The following is a 19,025-nucleotide window of genomic DNA, read 5'->3' as shown; positions in this document are numbered from 1 at the left end:
ACAACGCCATCGTCTGGCAGGACACCCGCACCGACGCCCTCTGCCGGGAGCTCGGCCGCAACGTCGGCCAGGACCGGTTCCGCCGGGAGACCGGCCTGCCGCTCGCCTCGTACTTCGCGGGCCCGAAGATCCGCTGGCTGCTCGACAACGTCGAGGGGCTGCGCGAGCGCGCGGAGGCCGGCGAGATCCTCTTCGGCACCATGGACTCCTGGGTGATCTGGAACCTCACCGGCGGCACCAACGGAGGCGTGCACGTCACCGACGTCACCAACGCCTCCCGCACGCTGCTGATGAACCTCCAGACCCTCGACTGGGACGAGCGCATCCTGTCCTCGATCGAGATCCCGGCGGCCGTGCTGCCCGAGATCCGCTCCTCCGCCGAGGTGTACGGAACCACCGCCGAGGGCGTCCTCGCGGGCGTGCCGGTGGCCTCCGCGCTCGGTGACCAGCAGGCCGCCCTCTTCGGCCAGACCTGTTTCTCCGAGGGCGAGGCCAAGTCGACCTACGGCACCGGAACGTTCCTGCTGATGAACACCGGTGGCAAGCCCGTCAACTCGTACAACGGCCTGCTGACCACCGTCGGCTACCGCATCGGCGACCAGAAGCCGGTCTACGCCCTCGAGGGCTCGATCGCCGTCACCGGCTCGCTGGTGCAGTGGATGCGCGACCAGATGGGGCTGATCAACAGCGCGGCCGAGATCGAGACCCTGGCCAGCTCGGTCGAGGACAACGGCGGCGCCTACTTCGTGCCCGCCTTCTCCGGTCTGTTCGCCCCCTACTGGCGGGCCGACGCGCGTGGCGTCATCGCGGGTCTGACCCGCTATGTCACCAAGGCCCACATCGCGCGCGCCGTGCTCGAGGCCACCGCGTGGCAGACCCGCGAGATCGTCGACGCGATGACCAAGGACTCCGGCGTCGAGCTCACCGCGCTCAAGGTCGACGGCGGTATGACCTCCAACAACCTGCTGATGCAGACGCTCTCCGACGCCCTGGACGCGCCCGTGGTGCGGCCGATGGTCGCCGAGACCACCTGCCTCGGCGCCGCCTACGCCGCCGGTCTGGCCGTCGGCTTCTGGCCGGACACCGAGGCGCTGCGCGCCAACTGGCGCCGCGCCGCCGAGTGGACCCCCCGTATGGACGCGGATGTCCGCGACCGCGAGTACAAGAACTGGCTCAAGGCCGTTGAGCGGACCATGGGCTGGATCGAAGACGAGGAGTAAGCAATGACCACCCTGCAGAGCGTCCCCGCCCTCGGGACGCACCCGGCTGCCGGCTCTCTTCCGAGCCGCGCCGAAACCCGGGAACAGCTGTCCAAGGCAACGCACGACCTCCTGGTGATCGGCGGCGGCATTCTGGGCATCACCACTGCCTGGCACGCGGCGCAGTCGGGACTGCGGGTGGCCATGGTGGACGCCGGCGACTTCGCCGGCGCCACCTCCTCGGCCTCCTCCAAGCTGCTCCACGGCGGGCTGCGCTATCTGCAGACCGGCGCGGTGAAGCTGGTCGCCGAGAATCACTTCGAGCGGCGCGCGGTCTCCCGCAGCGTCGCCCCCCACCTGGCGAATCCGCTCACCTTCTACCTGCCGGTCTACAAGGGCGGCCCGCACGGCGCGGCCAAGCTCGGCGCGGGCGTGTTCGCCTACTCGGCCCTCTCCGCCTTCCGGGACGGCGTCGGCCATGTGATCAGCGCCGACAAGGCCGTACGGGACGTCCCCGAGCTGCGCACCGATGGCCTCAAGGCGGTCGCGGTGTACGGCGACGGCCAGATGAACGACAGCCGCATGGCCCTGATGACGGTGCGGGCGGCCGTCGAGGCGGGCGCGACGGTGCTCAACCACGCCGAGGTGGTGGGGCTGCGGAAGACCGACGGCCGGGTCACCGGCGCGGAGCTCAGGGACCGCCTGGACGGGACCGAGTTCGGGGTGAACGCCCGCCTGGTGCTGAACGCCACGGGCCCGTGGGTGGACCACCTGCGCAGGATGGAGGACCCGAACGCGGCCCCGTCCATCCGGCTCTCCAAGGGCGCGCACCTGGTCCTCAAGCGCACCGCACCGTGGCGGGCGGCGCTGGCGACCCCGATCGACAAGTACCGCATCACCTTCGCCCTCCCCTGGGAGGACATGCTGCTGCTGGGCACCACCGACGAGGCGTACGAGGGCGACCCGGCGGACGTCCGGGTGAACGAGCAGGACATCACCCAGATACTCGACGAGGCCGCCTTCTCCATCCGGGACCAGCAGCTCTCCCGCGACCTGATCACCTACTCCTTCGCCGGTCTTCGGGTGCTGCCCGGCGGCCCCGGGGACACCGCCAAGGCCAAGCGCGAGACGGTCGTCACCGAGGGACGCGGTGGCATGCTCTCCATCGCGGGCGGCAAGTGGACCACCTTCCGCCATATCGGCCGCACCGTGATGAACAAGCTCGCGCAGCTGCCGGGCCACCCGCTCGCGGACGATATGGAGCCCATATCCCAGCTGCCCAAGCACGTCCCGCTGCCGGGCCTGGCCAACCCGCACGCGGTCGCGCACCGGCTGCTGGTGGACGGCGGCACACCCGGCCCGCGGATGGCCGCGGACACCGCACGCCACCTGGCGACGCACTACGGTTCGCTCTCCTTCGACATCGCGCGGCTGGCCAACGAGGACCCGGCGCTCGGTGAGCGGATCCACCCGGACGCCCCGGAGATCTGGGCCCAGGTCGTCTACGCCCGCGACCACGAGTGGGCGCAGACGGCGGACGATGTGCTGCGCCGCCGCACGACCTTGACGATCCGCGGACTGGACGGCGACGAGGTGCGCGCCCGGGTCCAGAAGCTGCTGGACCACCGCGCGGTCTGACCAACCCGGCCCGTACGTCGCCCGTAGCCCGTACGCCCGTACTCCCGAGGGGGAGGCTCCGCTGTGGAGCCTCCCCCTCGGCCGCTGCGCCAACTGACTCGCCAGTAAAAAATCAATGAATCGCTCTTGCGTTCTTCGATGGCGCGCGCATCAATAACAGCGCCCCGCCTGACGGCAAGTCAGGACTGGTGGCGGTCTGCGCGAGGCCCGAGCCGCAGCCCCGCGCGATCTCACCCCCCGCACCGCGCACACGTACGCAGCGACGCGCCCTCGGGCGCGCCCGGGATCCCGCCGTGTCTCATGTGCGCCGCTCCACGCAACAACGCACCAACGCAACGAGCACCGCCGCGGCTAGACAGGCACTTCCCCCACACCGGAAGGCAATCCCATGAGACGCATGAAACTCGGGATCGGCACGGCACTGGGAGCAGCGGGAATGGCCATGGGCGCGCTCGCACTGGCGCCGGGGGCCAACGCGGTCACCCCGACCACCGCGACCCTGACGGCCGATTGCGGAACCTACGGCTCCGGCCTGGCCACCCTCACGGCCACGCAGAGCGGGACCTCCGCGACCATCACCCTGTCCTCGGGCGCCATCAAGGCACCCATCGACGTTCCGGCGGGCTCGGTCAACTCGACGCTGACCCTGTCCAAGAACGGCTCCGGAACCACGACATTCACCGGCAGCTCCAACCCGGCCATCCCGACCGGGTCCGACGTGACCACCGGCCCGCTCAAGGGCACGGTCGCCGCCGGTGACAAGCTCGAGGCCAAGTCGCTGAAGCTGGTGATCTTCGGTCTCATCACGGTGAACTGCACCGCCACCTCGGCCCAGTCGCCGGGTCCGTTCACCTTCTGATCGCGTACAGCGCGTCCCAGGCACCCCATGTGATCGCCAACGGACCGGCGTCCACCCCGGCAGGGGACGCCGGTCCGTTCGGCGTGCCATGCTGCCCTCGTCAACGAGCAGCCGACGTCAGGCGCCATAATGGGGGCAGACATCGGATGTCTGACCCGGGGAGGTCCATGATGGCGGTCACCGACGAGGCGATCGAAAAGATCAAAGGCATGATCGTCTCGGGTGCGCTGCGCCCGGGTGACCGGCTTCCTAAAGAGAGCGAACTCGCCGCCGAGCTGGGCCTGTCCCGCAACTCGCTGCGCGAGGCGGTGCGCGCCCTGTCGCTGATCCGGATCCTGGACGTGCGCCAGGGCGACGGTACGTACGTCACCAGCCTGGACCCGCAGCTGCTGCTGGAGGCGCTGAGCTTCGTCGTCGACTTCCACCGCGACGACACGGTGCTGGAATTCCTCGCGGTCCGGCGCATCCTGGAGCCCGCGGCCACGGCACAGGCCTGCGCCCGGATCAGCGACGCCACGCTGGACGCACTGGCCGCGCAGCTGGACGCGCTCGGGCCGGAGCCGTCGGTGGAGGAGCTGGTCGCCTGCGACCTGGAGTTCCACCGGGGCATCGTCCAGGCCTCCGGCAACTCGGTGCTGTGCTCGCTGCTGGACGGCCTGTCCGGGCCCACCACCCGCGCCCGCGTCTGGCGCGGGCTGACCCAGGAGGACGCGGTCAGCCGCACGCTGCACGAGCACCGGGCGATCCTGGGCGACGGTGCATGTGGCGAGCGTGGAGCAGTGGCTGCGCTCGACGCTGTGACGGGGCGTTCGGGCCGTACGCGCTGAGGCCGTACGCGCCTGGGGTATCCGGGCCGTACGCGGCGCTACTGGCCCAGGCTGTACGCGGCGCTACTGGCTCAGGCCGTACGCACGGACCGCCGTGCCCCCGAACACCGCCGCACGCTCCGCCTCCGTGAGGCGGAGCGTGGCGCGGCCGGCCAGGTCGACGACCTGGTCGTAGGTCGCGGCCAGGGTGCACACCGGCCAGTCGGACCCGAAGAGCACCCGGTCGGGGCCGAAGGCGTCCAGCACATGCCGGGCGTAGGGCAGCACCTGCTCCGGCCGCCAGCCGTCCCAGTCGGCCTCGGTCACCAGGCCGGAGAGCTTGCAGACGACGTTCGGCAGCGCCGCCAGCTCGGTCAGCTGCCGGGCCCAAGGGTCGCGGGCGCCGCTCGCGACGGGCGGCTTGGCCGCATGGTCGAGGACGAAGCGCACCTCGGGCAGGTCGCGGACGGCATCGATGGCCGCTGGCAGCTCGCGCGGGGTGACCAGCAGGTCGTAGACAAGGCCCGCGTCGGCCAACCAGGTCAGCCCCCGGCGGACGTCGGGGCGGTCGAGCCACCGCTGGTCCGGTTCGTCCTGCACCTGGTGGCGCAGGCCGACGAGGCGGTCGCCGCCGGGCGCCGCGCGCAGGGCCGCGAGCACATCGGGCAGGCCCGGGTCGGTGAGGTCGGCCCAGCCCACGACGCCCGCGACACGGTCCGACGCCTCGGCTATGGCGAGGAGTTCCAGCGTCTCCTCGTGCGAGGAGCTGGACTGGACGACGACGGTGGCATCGACGCCATGCGCGGCGAGGTGCGGCTCCAGGTCCTGGAAGGTGAACGTACGGCGGATCGGGTCGGCCCAGGGGCCGTCCATCCACGGCTGTTCACGGCGGTCCAGGTCCCACAGGTGGTGGTGGGCGTCGATGCGCGGCACGGAGGGGCGCTCCTCGGGATCGGCGGCGGGTCGGCGATCGAACAACAGGCAGTCGGTCAGCGGGCGATCGGCAGGGGGACATCCTCGTCGAGCAGGCCCCGGTCCACCAGGGCCCGCCACAGCTCGTCCGGGATGTCGTGGCCGAACATCTCGGCGTTGTCCCGCACCTCCTCCGGCGAGGCGCAGCCGACCACCGCCGCGGCCACGGCCGGGTGGCCGAAGGGGAAGCGCAGGGCCGCCGCCCGCAGCGGCACCCCGAACTCGCCGCAGACCGCGGCCAGCTGCCGGGCGCGCTCCAGCACGGCGGCGGGCGCCCGCTCGTAGTTGTAGTGCGCGTCCGGACCGGGGTCGGCGAGCAGCCCGGAGTTGTAGACGCCGCCGACCACCACGGAGGTGCCGCGCCGCTCGCACACCGGCAGCAGGTCGTCGTAGGCGGTGCGCTCCAGGAGCGTCCAGCGGCCGGCGCACAGCACCACGTCGACGTCGAGGTCGGCCACGAACCGGGCGAGTACATCGCTGTGGTTCATGCCGAAGCCGATGGCGCGTACGCGCTTCTGGTCGCGCAGTTCGGCCAGGGCCGGGAAGGCGGTCTCATAGACCTCACGGATGTGGTTTTCCACATCGTGGAGGTAGACGATGTCCACGCTCTCCAGGCCGAGGCGGTCCAGCGAGGACTCCAGGGTGGCGCGGATCCCGTCCCGGGTCAGCTGCCACTCGCGGACGCGGTCCGGGGTCTCCACGAACCCCTGGGCGTCGACCGGCTCCCCGGGCTTCCGGGGCCGCAGGGCGCGCCCCACCTTGGTGGAGACGGTGTACGAGGCGCGGTCGCGGCCGGTCAGCGCGCGCCCAACGCGCTCCTCCGACAGGCCGACCCCATAGTGCGGCGCGGTGTCCATATAGGTGCATCCGGCCTCGAAGGCGGCCTGGACGGTGGCCAGGGCGCGCTCGTCGGGCATGGCCGTGTACAGATTGCCCAAGGGCGCGCAGCCGAGCCCGAGCGCCGGTACGTATACGCCCGTGCGCCCGAGCTCGCGCGGCCCCTCTGGTGGCTGCGCCATGGGTCATCCGTCCTTCTGGTCTTCTGGTCTTCTGGTCGGTCCGGCGTCCCGTCAGTCCTGCTTCTCGCCGCTGGCGTAGCGGGAGATGATGAGCGCGACGATGATGATCGAGCCGTTGATGAACTGGTTCCACAGGGGCGGTACGCCGCCGAGCGTCATCACATTGACCACCAACTGCAGCGTAAGCACACCTGTGAGCGCCCCGAAGAGCGTGCCGCGGCCGCCCTTGAGGCTGATGCCTCCGATAACCGCGGCGGCGAACACCTGGAAGATCCAGCCGTTGCCCTGGGTGGCGGCCACCGAGCCGTAGTGGCCGGTGTAGAGGATGCCGGCGAAGGCGGCGAGCAGTCCGCCGACGGCCAGCACGATCCAGGTGATCCGGTCGACCCGGACGCCCGCCGCGCGGGCGGCCTCCGGGTTGCCGCCGATGGCGTACAGCGCGCGCCCGTGCCGCAGATAGCCCAGCGCCAGGCCGCCGATCGCGTACAGCCCCAGGCAGATCCACACGGCCGCCGGGGCGCCCATCCATTCGGCCTTGCCCAGGTAGCGGAAGGACTCGGGGACGTTGATGATCGACTGCCCCTCGGCGACGCCGACCTGGAGGCCGCGCAGCATGGTGAGCATGCCGAGGGTGGCGATGAACCCGTTGACGCGCAGTTTGAGGATGAGGAAGCCGTTGGCCGCCCCGATCGCCGCGCCGACGGCCAGGCACAGCGGGATCGCGGTCCAGGTGGGCAGCAGGCCCAGGCCCTCGAACCGGGCGCCGTGGGCGGGCAGCACCAGCCATAGGGCGATCACGGGCGCGACGGCGATGGTCGACTCCAGGGAGAGGTCCATCCGCCCGCAGATCAGGATCAGCGCCTCGCCCAGCACCAGCAGCCCCAGCTCGGTGGACTGCTGGACGACGCCGATCAGATTGTCCTGGGTGAGGAAGGCGGGCGAGACGATGAAGCCGATCACGCCCAGGACGAAGATCACCGGGACCAGTGACAGATCCCGCCAGCGGGCGATGTCGATCTTCGGCCGCGCCCGTCCCGCCGTCGCCGCCGCTTCGCCGGCCGCCACCACTTCGGCGGGGCGCTGCCGTGTGGTATCGGTCATGACTGGCTTCCCTCTCTCCCCTTGAACGCGCCGTTTCTGCCTTCTCCTGCTGGCCCTGCCGCTGCTTCTGCTGCGCCGTGTTCCGTTTCCGGCCCCGCCATCCCCTCCATCGCGGCGACCAGCCCGCGGTCGCTCCAGTCGCTGCCGAACTCGGCCACAACGCGCCCGTGGAAGAACGCCAGAACGCGGTCGCACACCCGCAGGTCGTCCAGTTCGTCGGAGACGATCAGCGCACCGCTGCCGGCCGCCGCCACCTCCCGTACGACGCCCAGCAGCGCGTCCTTGGACTTCACGTCCACGCCCGCGGTCGGGCGGATGGCCACCAGGACGCTCGGCTCGCGCGCCAGCGCCCGCGCGATGACGACCTTCTGCTGGTTGCCGCCCGAGAGACCGGAGACGACCTGCCCGGGGCCCGAGGTCTTGATGTCGAGCGAGGCGATCATGCGGCCGGCGAAGGCCCGGGTCCGGGAGGGCAGCACCGTCCCGAAGGGGCCGAGCTGGTCGGTCACCGTCAGCGTGGCGTTCTCGGCGACGCTGCGGCCCAGGACCAGGCCCTGGCGGTGCCGGTCCTCGGGTACGTACCCGATACCCGCGTCGATGGCGTGCGGCACGCTTCCGGGGCGTACGGCGCGGCCGCGCACCACCACCCGCCCGCCGTCCTGCTTGCGCAGCCCCACCAGCGTCTCGCCGACCGCGGTGTTGCCGCTGGCCGTCGCCCCGGCCAGGCCCACCACCTCGCCCGGCCGCACCACCAGGTCGAGTGGGTCGAACTCGCCCGCGCGGGAGAGCCCTTCGGTGCGCAGCACCGGCTCCGCGCCCGGGCCGGCCTCCTCGCGCGGTACGGCCGCGGGCACCGCGCCCCGCACCCCCTTGGGCGGCCCGGCCTCGGCGTCCCCCGTCATCGCCGCGACCAGCTCGTCCTTGGGCAGTTCGGCGACCGGGGCGGTCACCACGTGCCGGGCGTCGCGGAAGACGGTGACGGTGTCGCAGAGTTCGTAGACCTCCTGCAGATGGTGCGAGATGAACAGGAAGGCGACGCCCTGGCGGCGCAGTTCGCGCAGCTTGCTGAAGAGCCGTTCGATGCCGCCCGCGTCGAGCTGCGCGGTGGGCTCGTCGAGGATGATCAGGCGGGCGCCGAAGGACAGCGCCCTGGCGATCTCGACGAACTGCCCCTGCTCGACGGTGAGGTCCTTGGCGCGGGTCTGCGGGTCGACGTCCACGCCGTACTCGGCCAGCAGGGCGCGGGCGTCCTCGCGCAGCGCGCGCCAGCGGATCCGCGAGGTGCCCTGGAAGCGGCCGAGGTAGAGGTTTTCGGCGACCGTCAGGTCGGGCACCACCATGGACTTCTGGTAGACACAGGCCACCTTGCGCTGCCAGGCGGCGGTGTCGCCATAGCCGGGGGCGGGCTCGTCCGAGAAGGTGACGGTGCCCTCGTCGGGGCGCTCCATGCCGGTCAGCACGGACACCAGCGTGGACTTGCCCGCCCCGTTCCGCCCGACCAGGGCATGGGCCTCCCCCGGCCGTACGGCCAGCTGCGCGCGGTCCAGGGCCAGGGTCGGCCCGAACCGTTTGACGATGCCCTCCGCCCGTACGACGGTGAACTCCGCGGAGGTTGGCTGGTCAGCGGTGGCGGGCTGGTCAGCGACGGCCATGGCTACTTCTTCTCGAGCTGGTTGGCCCACAGCTTCTTGTCGTCGACGTTCTCCTTGGTGACCAGCGGCGCCGGGAGCTGGTCCTCCAGGCCGTTCTTGATCTTGACGATCTCGGAGTCGTGGTCGGTCTTACCGGGTTTGAACTTCTTGCCGTCCAGAGCCGCCTTGGCGTATTCCATCGCGTACTTGGCGTACAGGTCGGCGGGCTGGGAGAGGGTGGCGTCGATCTTCCCGGAGCGGATCGCATCCAGCTCTTCCGGGATGCCGTCGTTGGAGATGATCGTGATGTGGCCGTCGGACCCGGCCGGCTTGAGCAGCTTCTTCTGCTCCAGCAGCGCGAGCGTGGGCTGCAGGAAGGCGCCACCGGCCTGCATATAGATGCCGTCGACGTCCTTGTGCTGGGCCAGCAGGCTCTGCAGCTTGGCGGAGGCGACGTCGCCCTTCCAGTCGGTGGGCAGCTCGTGCACCGTGATGCCCGGGAACTTCTCCTTCATGCAGGAGGCAAACGCCTCGGAGCGGTCGCGGCCGTTGATGGAGCTGAGGTCGCCCTGCAGCTCGGCGACCCGGCCCTTGCCGCCCAGCTGCTTGCCCAGGTATTCGCATGCCTTGGTGCCGTAGGCGCGGTTGTCGGCCCGTACGACCATGTAGACCTCGCCCGCGTCCGGGCGGGTGTCCACACTGACGACGGGGATCTTCTTGTCCTTGAGCTCATCGAGGGTGGAGGAGATCGCGCCGGTGTCCTGGGGGGCCATGATGATCGCCTTGGCGCCCTGGTCGGTGAAGGCCTGGACGTTGGCGACGAGCTTGGCGATGTCGTTCTGCGAGTTGGACAGCGGCAGCGCGTTGACCGTGCCGTCGTCGATGCCCTTCTCGAGATACTGCTGATAGGAGTTCCAGAAGTCCGTGTCGGTGCGCGGCATGTCGATGCCGACCTTGCCACCGCCGGCGCCGTTGCTCTCGCGGTTGCAGCCTGCGAGAGCGGCGGCGGCGAGCAGCACGGCACAGGCGACGGTGCCGGTGGTGCGGAGTCTCGTCATCGAGTCCCGTCCTTGATCGAGTGGTGCGGCTCTGTGCTCCGGGGCTGTGGGGGTCGTGCGACCGGATCGGTTACGTGGCGGGGCGCAGGCGCAGGCCCTGCATCCCGCCGTCGACGGCCAGTGCGGTGCCGGTGACGGCCGCGGCGGCGGGGCTCGCCAGATACGCGACGGCCGCCGCCACCTCGTCGGCGGCCACCAGCCGTCCGGTCGGCTGACGGGCCTCCAGGGCGACGCGTTCGGCCGCCGGGTCGTCGGCCCGGCCGAGCAGCCGGCCGACCCAGGGGGTGTCGACGGTGCCGGGGTTGACGCAGTTGACGCGGATGCCCTCGCGTATGTGGTCGGCGGCCATGGCCAGGGTCAGCGCGAGCACGGCGCCCTTGCTGGCGCTGTAGGCGGCGCGCTGCGGCAGCCCCGCGGTGGCAGCGATCGAGCAGGTATGGGTGATGGAGACGCTGCCGGGCCGCTCGGCCGCGGCGGCGCGCAGATGGGGCAGCGCGGCGCGGGCGGTACGGACCAGGCCCAGGACGTTGACGTCCAGCACCCGGTGCCACTCGTCGTCGGCGTTGTCCTCGACGGTGCCGATGGCGCCGATCCCGGCGTTGCCCACGACGGTGTGCAGCGCCCCGAACTCGGCGACGGCCTCGGCGACCCCGCTCCGTATCGCCTCGTCCGAGGTGACGTCGGCCTTCACCGCCAGGGTGCCGGCGGGGGCGCCGGCCGGGTCGCGGTCGAGCACCGCGACCCGCGCGCCGCGGTCGCGCAGCAGGGTGGCGATCGCGGCGCCGATACCGGAGGCGCCGCCGGTGACCAGCGCGGCCAGTCCCTCGAAGTCGCCGGTCGGGTGGGCCTGGTTCACGAGGTTCCCTCCTGTTGTGCGGCGTTCCGGGCCTGCCACTCGGGCCCGTCGGGGTAGCGGTAGGCGGCGATGGACTCGGGGTGCATCCGGGCGGAGAACCCGGGCGCGGCCGGGGCGAGGTAGCGGCCGCCCTCGACGACGGCCGGGTCGGCGAAGTGCTCGTGGAGGTGGTCGACGTACTCGATGGCCCGGTCCTGCCAGCTGCCCGAGACCGCGACGAAGTCGAACATGGCCAGATGCTGGACGAGTTCGCACAGGCCCACCCCGCCGGCGTGCGGGCAGACCGGCACGCCGAACTTGGCGGCGAGCAGCAGGATCGCCAGGTTCTCGTTGACGCCGGCCACCCGCGCCGCGTCGATCTGTACGAAGTCGACGGCGCCGGCCTGGAGCAGTTGCTTGAAGACGACGCGGTTGGCGACATGTTCGCCGGTGGCGACCTTGACGGGCTGTCCGCTGCGGATGGCGGCGTGCCCGAGGACGTCGTCGGGGCTGGTGGGCTCCTCGATCCAGTGCGGCTCGTACGGCGCCAGGGCGCGCATCCAGCGCAGCGCCTCGGCCACGTCCCAGCGCTGGTTGGCGTCGACCGCGATCCGCACCTCGGGGCCGACGGCCTCGCGGGCCAGGCGCATCCGCCGCAGGTCCTCGTCGAGATCGCCGCCGACCTTGAGCTTGATCTGGTCGAAGCCGTCGGCGACGGCCTCCTGTGCGAGCTTGATCATTTTCTCGTCGGAGTAGCCGAGCCAGCCCGGGGAGGTGGTGTAGGCGGGATAGCCCCGTTCGCGCAGCTGGGCGGCGCGCTCGGCGCGGCCCGGCTCGGCGGCGCGCAGGATCTCCAGCGCCTCCTCGGGGGTGAGGGCGTCGGTGAGATAGCGGAAGTCGACCAGCTCGACGAGGTCTTCGGGCGGCATATCGGCGAGGAACTGCCACAGCGGCTTGCCCGCCTGCCGGGCGGCGAGGTCCCAGGCGGCGTTGACCACCGCGCCGGCCGCCATGTGCATCACGCCCTTCTCGGGGCCGAGCCAGCGCAGCTGCGAATCGTGCGTCAGATCCCGGTAGAGGGCGCCGAGGTCGGCGGCGGTCAGCGGCGCGGGGCGGCCCACGACCTGGGGGCGCAGCGAGCGGATCGCGGCCGCGGTGACATCGTTGCCACGGCCGATCGTGAAGACGAAGCCGTGCCCCTCGGCCGGGGCGCCACCGGTCTCGTCGGCCGCGTCCCCCTCCGCGCCCTCCGTCACGTCCGTGCGCAGCACGACGTACGCCGCCGAGTAGTCGGGGTCGGTGTTCATGGCGTCCGAGCCGTCAAGCTGTTCCGAGGTGGGAAACCGGACGTCATGGACCTCGATCTCGGTGACGGTCGGGCGCAATCTCAACGGGGACTCCCTGTACGGCGCGATAGAACATCGGACCTTTCGCGGTGATCCGATGTATAGCGCCGTTCGGGCCCGTCCGTCCAGAGGGGTGCGCGAAATTTCCTCGAAGCGGCCGGGGAACAGATCGGATGAATCTCTGTTCGGCGTTCTGTTGCTCCCCCAGCCTCGCCCGCTGGCTCGCCTCTGCCCCTTGCTCTTCCCCACCCCCACATGGGGGCTGCGGCGGGGTGCCCCGGACGCCGTAGGCTTGGGACGATGCGAATGGAACTGCAGCCGGAGGCGGTACGGACCCGTACGCCCCGGTCGGAAGGAGGCGCTGGGTGATCGAGCTTGAGGGGGTTCCCGAGCTGATCGACCCGGTCATGATCTGTGCCTTCGAGGGCTGGAACGACGCCGGAGACGCCGCCTCCACCGCGGTGGGGCACCTGGATCGGGAATGGAAGGGCGAGGTCTTCGCCGCGCTCGACGCCGAGGACTACTACGACTTCCAGGTCAACCGGCCGACGGTGGCGCTCGAAGGCGGGATCCGCAAGGTCACCTGGCCGACCACCCGGCTCTCGGTGGTCCGCGCGGGCGGCGGCGACAAGCCGCGCGACCTGGTGCTGGTGCGCGGCATCGAACCGAGCATGCGCTGGCGGTCGTTCTGCAACGAGATCCTTGGTTATGCCCATGAGTTGGGCGTCGAGATGGTCGTGGTCCTCGGAGCGCTGCTCGGCGACACCCCGCACACCCGGCCGGTGCCGGTCAGCGGCGTCACCTCCGACCCAGATCTGGCCCGCAGCCTCGATCTGGAGGAGTCGCGCTACGAGGGGCCGACGGGCATCGTCGGCATCCTCCAGGAGGCGTGCACCCACGCCGGCGTCCCCGCGGTCAGCCTGTGGGCGGCCGTACCGCACTACGTCTCGCAGCCGCCGAACCCCAAGGCCACCCTGGCCCTGCTCAACCGCCTCGAGGACCTGATCGGCGTGCGCATCCCGCTCGGCGAGCTGACGGAGGACGCGCGCGCCTGGCAGCTGGGAGTGGATCAACTCGCCGCGGAGGACAGCGAGGTCGCGGAGTACGTCCAGTCCCTGGAGGAGGCCCGCGACACGGCGGAGCTGCCGGAGGCGTCGGGTGAGGCGATCGCCCGCGAATTCGAGCGCTATCTGCGGCGCCGGGACGGCCAGCCGGGCCCGGGCGGCCATGCGACGGACGCGGGCGGCGGGATCGCGGACGGACGCGAGGGCGGTACGGGCGGCCCCGGCTCGTATCTGCGCGACTCCTCGGGCCCGGGTGCGGGGGTCGGCCCCAGCGCCGGCACCGGCCCCGGCACCGGCTCCGTGCGGCCGCGGAGACCTTCGGCGAAGGACGACACGGCGGAGGACGACACGGCGGAGGAGCGGGACGAGAACGGCGAGGGCGACGAGAGCGGCGGCGAGCAGAGCGGCGGCCACGAGCGCCCGGGCGACGACCAGGACGACTGAGCGCGCCCCGCGCCGGGCCAAGCCGGGCCGCCCCGGGCCGGGCCGGGAGGTTCAGGCTGAGCCTCCGGGCCGAGCGGCGGATCGATGCCGTTACGGGCCCTCCCCCGGACCCCGGTAGCCTCCGCATGGCGCCGTGGCGTACAAGGCAAGCAACGGCTGTCGGCCCGGTGCCCGCGGCCCGTACGGGGCGCGGGCACCGGGCCGACAGGCCGGGGTCGCTCTCCTACAGCGCGACGCCCAGCAGCGCGTCCACCGCGCGGGAGACCAGACCCGGCGCACCCTCGTCCGTGCCGCCCTCGGACGCCTGGGCCGAGGCCCAGCGGTCGACCGCGGCGAGCGCGGACGGGGCGTCGAGGTCGTTGGCCAGAGCGGTACGGATCTCGTCGAGGAGGGCGTCGGCCGGAGGGCCGTCGGGGCGGGAGACGGCGGCGCGCCAGCGGGCAAGGCGCTCTTGGGCCTCCTGGAGGACGCCGTCGGTCCACTCCCAGTCCTCGCGGTAGTGATGGGCGAGGAGCGCCAGGCGGATGGCCGCCGGGTCCACGCCGTCGCGGCGCAGCGCGGAGACGAAGACGAGATTGCCCTTGGACTTGGACATCTTCTCGCCGTCGAGGGCGACCATGCCCGCGTGGACGTACGCCTTCGCGAACGGCCGCTCCCCGGTGAGCACCTGGGCGTGCGAGGCGCCCATCTCGTGGTGGGGGAAGGCGAGATCGGAGCCGCCGCCCTGTACGTCGAAGCCCATGCCGAGGTGGTCGAGGGCGATGGCCACGCACTCTATGTGCCAGCCGGGGCGGCCACGCCCCAGGGATCCGCCGTCCCAACTCGGCTCGCCCGGACGGGCGGCCAGCCACAGCATGGGGTCCAGGGGGTTCTTCTTGCCGGGGCGGTCCGGGTCGCCGCCGCGCTCGGCCGACAGCAGCCGCATGGCCTCGGCGTCGAGCCCGGAGACGCCGCCGAAGGAGGGGTCCGACTCGACGGAGAAGTAGATGTCGCCCTCGAGCTCGTAGGCGGCACCCGCGTCGCGCAGCCGCTCCACGAGGGGCACGATGCCCGGGATCGCCTCCACGGCGCCGATGTAGTGGCGCGGCGGCAGCATCCGCAGCGCCGTCATGTCCTCGCGGAACAGGGTGGTCTCGCGCTCCGCGAGGGCCGTCCAGTCGTCGCCGTTCGCCACGGCGCGCTCGAGCAGGGGGTCGTCGATATCGGTGACGTTCTGGACGTAGTGAACCTGCCGCTTGGTGTCGAGCCACACGCGTTGTACGAGGTCAAACGCGTTGTAGGTCGCCGCATGCCCCATGTGGGTGGCGTCGTACGGGGTGATCCCGCAGACGTAGATGCGGGCGACGGGGCCGGGGTCGAGGGTGAGCGGTCCCCCGGTCGCGGTGTCGTGGATCCTCAGGTCGCGGCCTCTGCCAGGCAGGGCGGGCACCTCGGAAGCGGGCCAGGCATACATGTGTCGAGCGTAACCGGACGCAGCTTCCGGATACGAACCGGATGGGGCCTAGTTGGCTTGATAGGCGGTCTTGCGGAATCGCCCGTGACCTGCTGTGTCTGTCCCATCGGCGAATGTCATGCCGACTGCCCTGCCGACGCATGTCCCGCCGACGCATGCCCTGCCGACACATGCCCTGCCGTCGAACTCAGACCGGGGGCCAGGGGATGGCGGGCCACTGCCCGCTGGGCTCGGGGTGGCGCCCGGACCGCAGCAGGGCCGCGATCCGGGCGCGCAGCGCCGCGATCTCGGCTTCGGTGATCAGCTCGGCCAGCCGGGCGGTGAGCGGATCGCCGTCGGCCAGCCGGTCCGCGAGCCCCCGCAGCACCGTCAGCGCCTCGTCGGACAGCGGCTCGCCCGCCCAGCCCCACAGCAGGGTGCGCAGCTTGTCGTCAGCGTTGAAGGTCACACCGTGATCAATCGCATAGATCCGCCCGTCGGCGGTGGGCAGCAGATGTCCGCCCTTGCGGTCGCCGTTATTGATCACGGCGTCGAGGACGGCCAGCCGGCGCAGCCGCTCGTCGTCGGCGTGCACCAGCAGCGCGGTGCGGCCCTCGTCCACCTCGGCGAAGGCCACGGCCTTCCACCCCGGGCCCGGCTCCTCACCGTCGACGAGCGCGAGCAGCTCCGGCGCGCCGTCGCCGTCCTCGCCGGGGGCCGCCTCGATCCACAGCTGGCACATGCCCTGCCCGTACGGCCCGTCCCGCAGCACGGTCGGCGGCACCAGGCCCCATCCGGTGGCCTCGGAGAGCTCGTACGCCGCGACCTCGCGCTGGGCCAGCGTGCCGTCCGGGAAGTCCCACAGCGGGCGCTCCCCCGCCACCGGCTTGTACACGCAGGCGGCGCTGTGGCCCTCGTACTCGACGGTGCAGTACAGCACCGCGTTGGACGCCTCCCGGACCCGGCCGCGTACCGTCAGCTCGCCCAGCGCCAACAGCTCGGACGGGTCGGGAGCCTCCGGAGGCCCGGGGGGCTCCGGAGGCGTCACGCCCCGCGGCGATATCCGTTCTGGCGCGGACATACGTGTCCCTCCGGGTCGAGCGGCAGACTGCACAGCGGGCACGGCGGGCGGCCGGCGTTGACGACCTCCAGGGCGCGCTTGGCGAACGCGCGCGCCTGGGGCCCGGTGAGCCGCACCCGAAGCATCGGCGGCCCGTTGACCTCGTCCTGGAGCAGCCGCTCCTCGGCCTCCGCGAGGTCTTCCTCGGACTCGGCCTCCAGCTCGACCAGGGCCTGCGCCTCCACGATCATGCGCTGTTCCTCGCCGTCCCAGGCGAGCGCCATGGTGCCGACCCGGAACTCCTCCTCCACGGGGACTTCCAGCGGCGCGGAGTCGGAGAGCTCAGGAGGCGCGATGGCCGGCACCGGAGCGTTGCCACCGGTGCGCCGCACCACCTCGTCCAGCAGCTCGTCTATCCGCTCGGCGAGCGCGGCGACCTGGGTTTTCTCCAGCGCGACGCTGGTGGTCCGGCCGCCCCCGGACGCTTGCAGGAAAAAGGTGCGGCGCCCGGGCAGCCCGACCGTGCCGGCGACGAAACGGTCCGGCGGGTCATAGAGGAACACCTGACGGGACAACGTCCTGCTCCATTTGGTTCGGCGTGGTTTGCGACGTGGTTTTGAGGGTCTTGGCTGTCGACTGCTGAGACGCGCGTCTGCCCGGCCACAGCTGTGCGCGGTTGAGCGGCGCCGCGGCACCACCCTACTGCGCTCGGCGATCACGGTGCCCCCGCGCCGCCACCCACCTCCGCGTCCCCGGTCCGGCCCTCGCCCGCGTCCCCGGTCGGGCCCTCGCCCGTGCCCTCCTCGCGGGGCGCGAGGGAGCCGAAGTCGCCGGTATCGCCCAGCCGCACGACGAAGGGGCGCAGCTGGGTGTAGCGGACGGCGGTGACCGAACAGGGCTCGGCCGAGATGCGCTGGAAGAGGTCCAGATGCATGCCGAGGGCGTCGGCGACGAGCGCCTTGATGATGTCGCCGTGCGAGCACATCAGATACACCGCGTCGGCGCCGTGCTCCTCCTCGATCCGGGCGTTCCAGTCGCGCACCGCGTCGACCGCGCGCGCCTGCATCGCCCGCATGGACTCGCCGCCCGGGAACGCGGCGGCGGACGGGTGCTGCTGGACGACTCTCATCAGGGGTTCGTCGGCGAGCTCGGCGAGCTTGCGCCCGGACCAGTCGCCGTAGTGGCACTCCCCGATCCGCTCGTCGGTGTGCAGGGGCAGCTCCGGCCGGGCGGCGAGCAACGGGGCCAGGGTCTCCTGGCAGCGCTGCAGCGGGCTGGTGACGGCGGCGGCGAGCGGCAGCGCGGCGAGCCGCCCGGGCAGAGCCGCGGCCTGGGCGGTGCCGCGCTCGTCGAGTGCGACGCCGGGCGTCCAGCCCGCGAGGACTCCTGCGGTATTGGCGGTGGACCGGCCGTGCCGTACGAGGATGAGCGTGGGCATGGCTGCCACCCTACGGCCCCCACACAGCGCTCCCGGGCCCGCCCAGGAGACCGCCCGTGCGCTTTCGCCTCAAGCGGGGCAGAATGCCCGGCGTGATCGTGGACTGTGGCATCTACCAAGACGGGCGGCGTACCGAGGGGCCTGCCGACTTCTCCGACGCCCTCGACCAGGCGCGGGCGGAGGGCGACTCCTTCCTCTGGATCGGCCTGCATGAGCCGACCGAGAAGGAGTTCGAGCTGGTCACCAGCGAGTTCGGGCTGCACCCGCTGGCCGTCGAGGACGCGCTCGGCGCCCACCAGCGGCCCAAGCTGGAGGTCTACGACGACTCGCTGTTCCTGGTGCTGAAGCCGGTCGAGTACGACGACACGGCCGACACCGTGACCACCGGCGAGCTGATGGTGTTCGTCGGTGACTCCTTCGTGGTGACCGTACGGCACGGCCAGGCCAATCCGCTGAGCGCGGTGCGCGAGCGGCTGGAGAAGATGCCCGAGGTGTTGCAGCACGGGCCGACGGCCGTGATGTACGCGGTGTCCGACGCGGTCGTGGACCACTACCTGGATGTCGCGGACGCGCTCCGCCTCGACCTGGACGAGCTGGAGACGGAGGTGTTCAGCCCGGTCGGGTCGGCAATAAACACGGCCGGCCGGATCTACGGCTTCAAGCGCCAGGTGCTCGAATTCCGGCGGGCCACGGGGCCGCTGGCGGAGCCGATGGCGCGGCTCGCGGGGGCGGGGGTGCCGTTCGTCCACGAGGGGTCGCGGCCGTTCTTCCGCGATGTCAGCGACCATCTGACCCGGGTGAACGAACATGTCGAGGGGCTGGACCGGCTGCTGTCGGACATACTGGCCGCGCATCTGGCGCAGATGGGCGTGCGGCAGAACGACGACATGCGGAAGATCTCGGCGTGGGCGGCGATGGCCGCGGTGCCCACGCTGATCGCCGGGATCTACGGCATGAACTTCGACCACATGCCCGAGCTGTCGTGGACATGGGGCTATCCGGCGGTGCTGCTGCTCATGGCCGGGGTGGTCTTCGGGCTGCACCGCTTCTTCAGGCGGCGCGGCTGGCTGTGACCGGGCGGCGCGGCCCTCGGCTCGGACGAACTCGGGTCAGACGGACTCGG

16 protein-coding genes and 1 pseudogene are annotated in these 19,025 nt (G+C 71.8%); 6 read left to right on the top strand and 11 right to left on the bottom strand.

Annotated features, from left to right (window positions below; translation table 11 throughout):
* The 4 genes and pseudogenes from glpK to CCN51_RS23875 form a co-directional block, all read left to right on the top strand.
* Window positions 1-1,220, top strand: a 1,220-nt coding sequence (gene glpK, locus CCN51_RS23890) for a glycerol kinase GlpK (protein WP_086860076.1), incomplete at its 5' end; no start/stop codon positions are given.
* Window positions 1,221-1,223: 3 nt separating this feature from the next.
* Complete coding sequence (locus CCN51_RS23885) at window positions 1,224-2,837, top strand: glycerol-3-phosphate dehydrogenase/oxidase (protein WP_014181031.1); 1,614 nt, start codon at window positions 1,224-1,226, stop codon at window positions 2,835-2,837.
* Between the two features lie 388 nt (window positions 2,838-3,225).
* On the top strand, window positions 3,226-3,696 hold the full coding sequence (locus tag CCN51_RS23880; RefSeq protein WP_043487964.1) for a hypothetical protein: 471 nt from the start codon (window positions 3,226-3,228) through the stop codon (window positions 3,694-3,696).
* A gap of 170 nt (window positions 3,697-3,866) precedes the next feature.
* A pseudogene (locus tag CCN51_RS23875) lies at window positions 3,867-4,497 on the top strand (FadR/GntR family transcriptional regulator).
* Between the two features lie 89 nt (window positions 4,498-4,586).
* Here the strand turns inward: CCN51_RS23875 and CCN51_RS23870 are convergent.
* The 7 genes from CCN51_RS23870 to CCN51_RS23840 form a co-directional block, all read right to left on the bottom strand.
* On the bottom strand, window positions 4,587-5,435 hold the full coding sequence (locus CCN51_RS23870) for an amidohydrolase family protein (RefSeq protein WP_014181028.1): 849 nt from the start codon (window positions 5,433-5,435) through the stop codon (window positions 4,587-4,589).
* A gap of 56 nt (window positions 5,436-5,491) precedes the next feature.
* Window positions 5,492-6,493 carry an aldo/keto reductase gene (locus tag CCN51_RS23865; RefSeq protein WP_014181027.1) on the bottom strand — a complete coding sequence of 334 codons (1,002 nt, stop codon included), beginning with the start codon at window positions 6,491-6,493 and terminating at the stop codon, window positions 5,492-5,494.
* Window positions 6,494-6,544: 51 nt separating this feature from the next.
* Window positions 6,545-7,594: an ABC transporter permease gene (locus CCN51_RS23860; RefSeq protein WP_014181026.1), complete on the bottom strand. Its 1,050-nt coding sequence runs from the start codon at window positions 7,592-7,594 to the stop codon at window positions 6,545-6,547.
* Complete coding sequence (locus tag CCN51_RS23855) at window positions 7,591-9,246, bottom strand: sugar ABC transporter ATP-binding protein (protein WP_014181025.1); 1,656 nt, start codon at window positions 9,244-9,246, stop codon at window positions 7,591-7,593. Before CCN51_RS23855 ends, CCN51_RS23860 begins: the two co-directional genes overlap by 4 nt.
* A 2-nt stretch (window positions 9,247-9,248) precedes the next feature.
* Window positions 9,249-10,283, bottom strand: a complete 1,035-nt coding sequence (locus CCN51_RS23850; protein ID WP_014181024.1) for a sugar ABC transporter substrate-binding protein — start codon at window positions 10,281-10,283, stop codon at window positions 9,249-9,251.
* A gap of 70 nt (window positions 10,284-10,353) precedes the next feature.
* Window positions 10,354-11,139 carry an SDR family NAD(P)-dependent oxidoreductase gene (locus tag CCN51_RS23845; RefSeq protein WP_014181023.1) on the bottom strand — a complete coding sequence of 262 codons (786 nt, stop codon included), beginning with the start codon at window positions 11,137-11,139 and terminating at the stop codon, window positions 10,354-10,356.
* Complete coding sequence (locus CCN51_RS23840) at window positions 11,136-12,503, bottom strand: enolase C-terminal domain-like protein (protein ID WP_014181022.1); 1,368 nt, start codon at window positions 12,501-12,503, stop codon at window positions 11,136-11,138. Before CCN51_RS23840 ends, CCN51_RS23845 begins: the two co-directional genes overlap by 4 nt.
* 326 nt (window positions 12,504-12,829) lie before the next feature.
* Here CCN51_RS23840 and CCN51_RS23835 point away from each other — a divergent pair, with 326 nt between their 5' ends.
* On the top strand, window positions 12,830-13,972 hold the full coding sequence (locus CCN51_RS23835) for a PAC2 family protein (RefSeq protein ID WP_014181021.1): 1,143 nt from the start codon (window positions 12,830-12,832) through the stop codon (window positions 13,970-13,972).
* 223 nt (window positions 13,973-14,195) lie between these two features.
* Here the strand turns inward: CCN51_RS23835 and mshC are convergent, their stop codons facing one another.
* From mshC to CCN51_RS23815, 4 genes are all read right to left on the bottom strand, one after another.
* A complete protein-coding gene (gene mshC, locus CCN51_RS23830) occupies window positions 14,196-15,425 on the bottom strand; it encodes a cysteine--1-D-myo-inosityl 2-amino-2-deoxy-alpha-D-glucopyranoside ligase (RefSeq protein ID WP_014181020.1) in 1,230 nt (409 codons plus the stop codon).
* 187 nt (window positions 15,426-15,612) lie between these two features.
* Window positions 15,613-16,485, bottom strand: a complete 873-nt coding sequence (locus CCN51_RS23825; protein WP_078610712.1) for an SCO1664 family protein — start codon at window positions 16,483-16,485, stop codon at window positions 15,613-15,615.
* Complete coding sequence (locus tag CCN51_RS23820; protein ID WP_043487958.1) at window positions 16,449-17,039, bottom strand: DUF3090 domain-containing protein; 591 nt, start codon at window positions 17,037-17,039, stop codon at window positions 16,449-16,451. The genes CCN51_RS23825 and CCN51_RS23820 overlap by 37 nt, the downstream gene beginning before the upstream one ends.
* 140 nt (window positions 17,040-17,179) lie before the next feature.
* Entirely contained in the window at window positions 17,180-17,902 is a 723-nt protein-coding gene (locus CCN51_RS23815; RefSeq protein ID WP_014181017.1) for a histidine phosphatase family protein, read from the bottom strand.
* 83 nt (window positions 17,903-17,985) lie between these two features.
* On the opposite strand from CCN51_RS23815, the gene corA reads away from it, so the two are divergent.
* Complete coding sequence (corA, locus tag CCN51_RS23810; protein WP_043487956.1) at window positions 17,986-18,975, top strand: magnesium/cobalt transporter CorA; 990 nt, start codon at window positions 17,986-17,988, stop codon at window positions 18,973-18,975.
* The last annotated feature ends 50 nt before the right edge of the window (window positions 18,976-19,025 follow it).

Origin of the sequence: Streptomyces milbemycinicus (assembly GCF_002154605.1) — a bacterium.
In the GTDB taxonomy this organism is placed as follows: Bacteria; Actinomycetota; Actinomycetes; order Streptomycetales; family Streptomycetaceae; genus Streptomyces; species Streptomyces milbemycinicus.
Note: the sequence above shows the minus strand (reverse complement) of the source record. Positions and strands in the feature narration are given on the sequence as shown.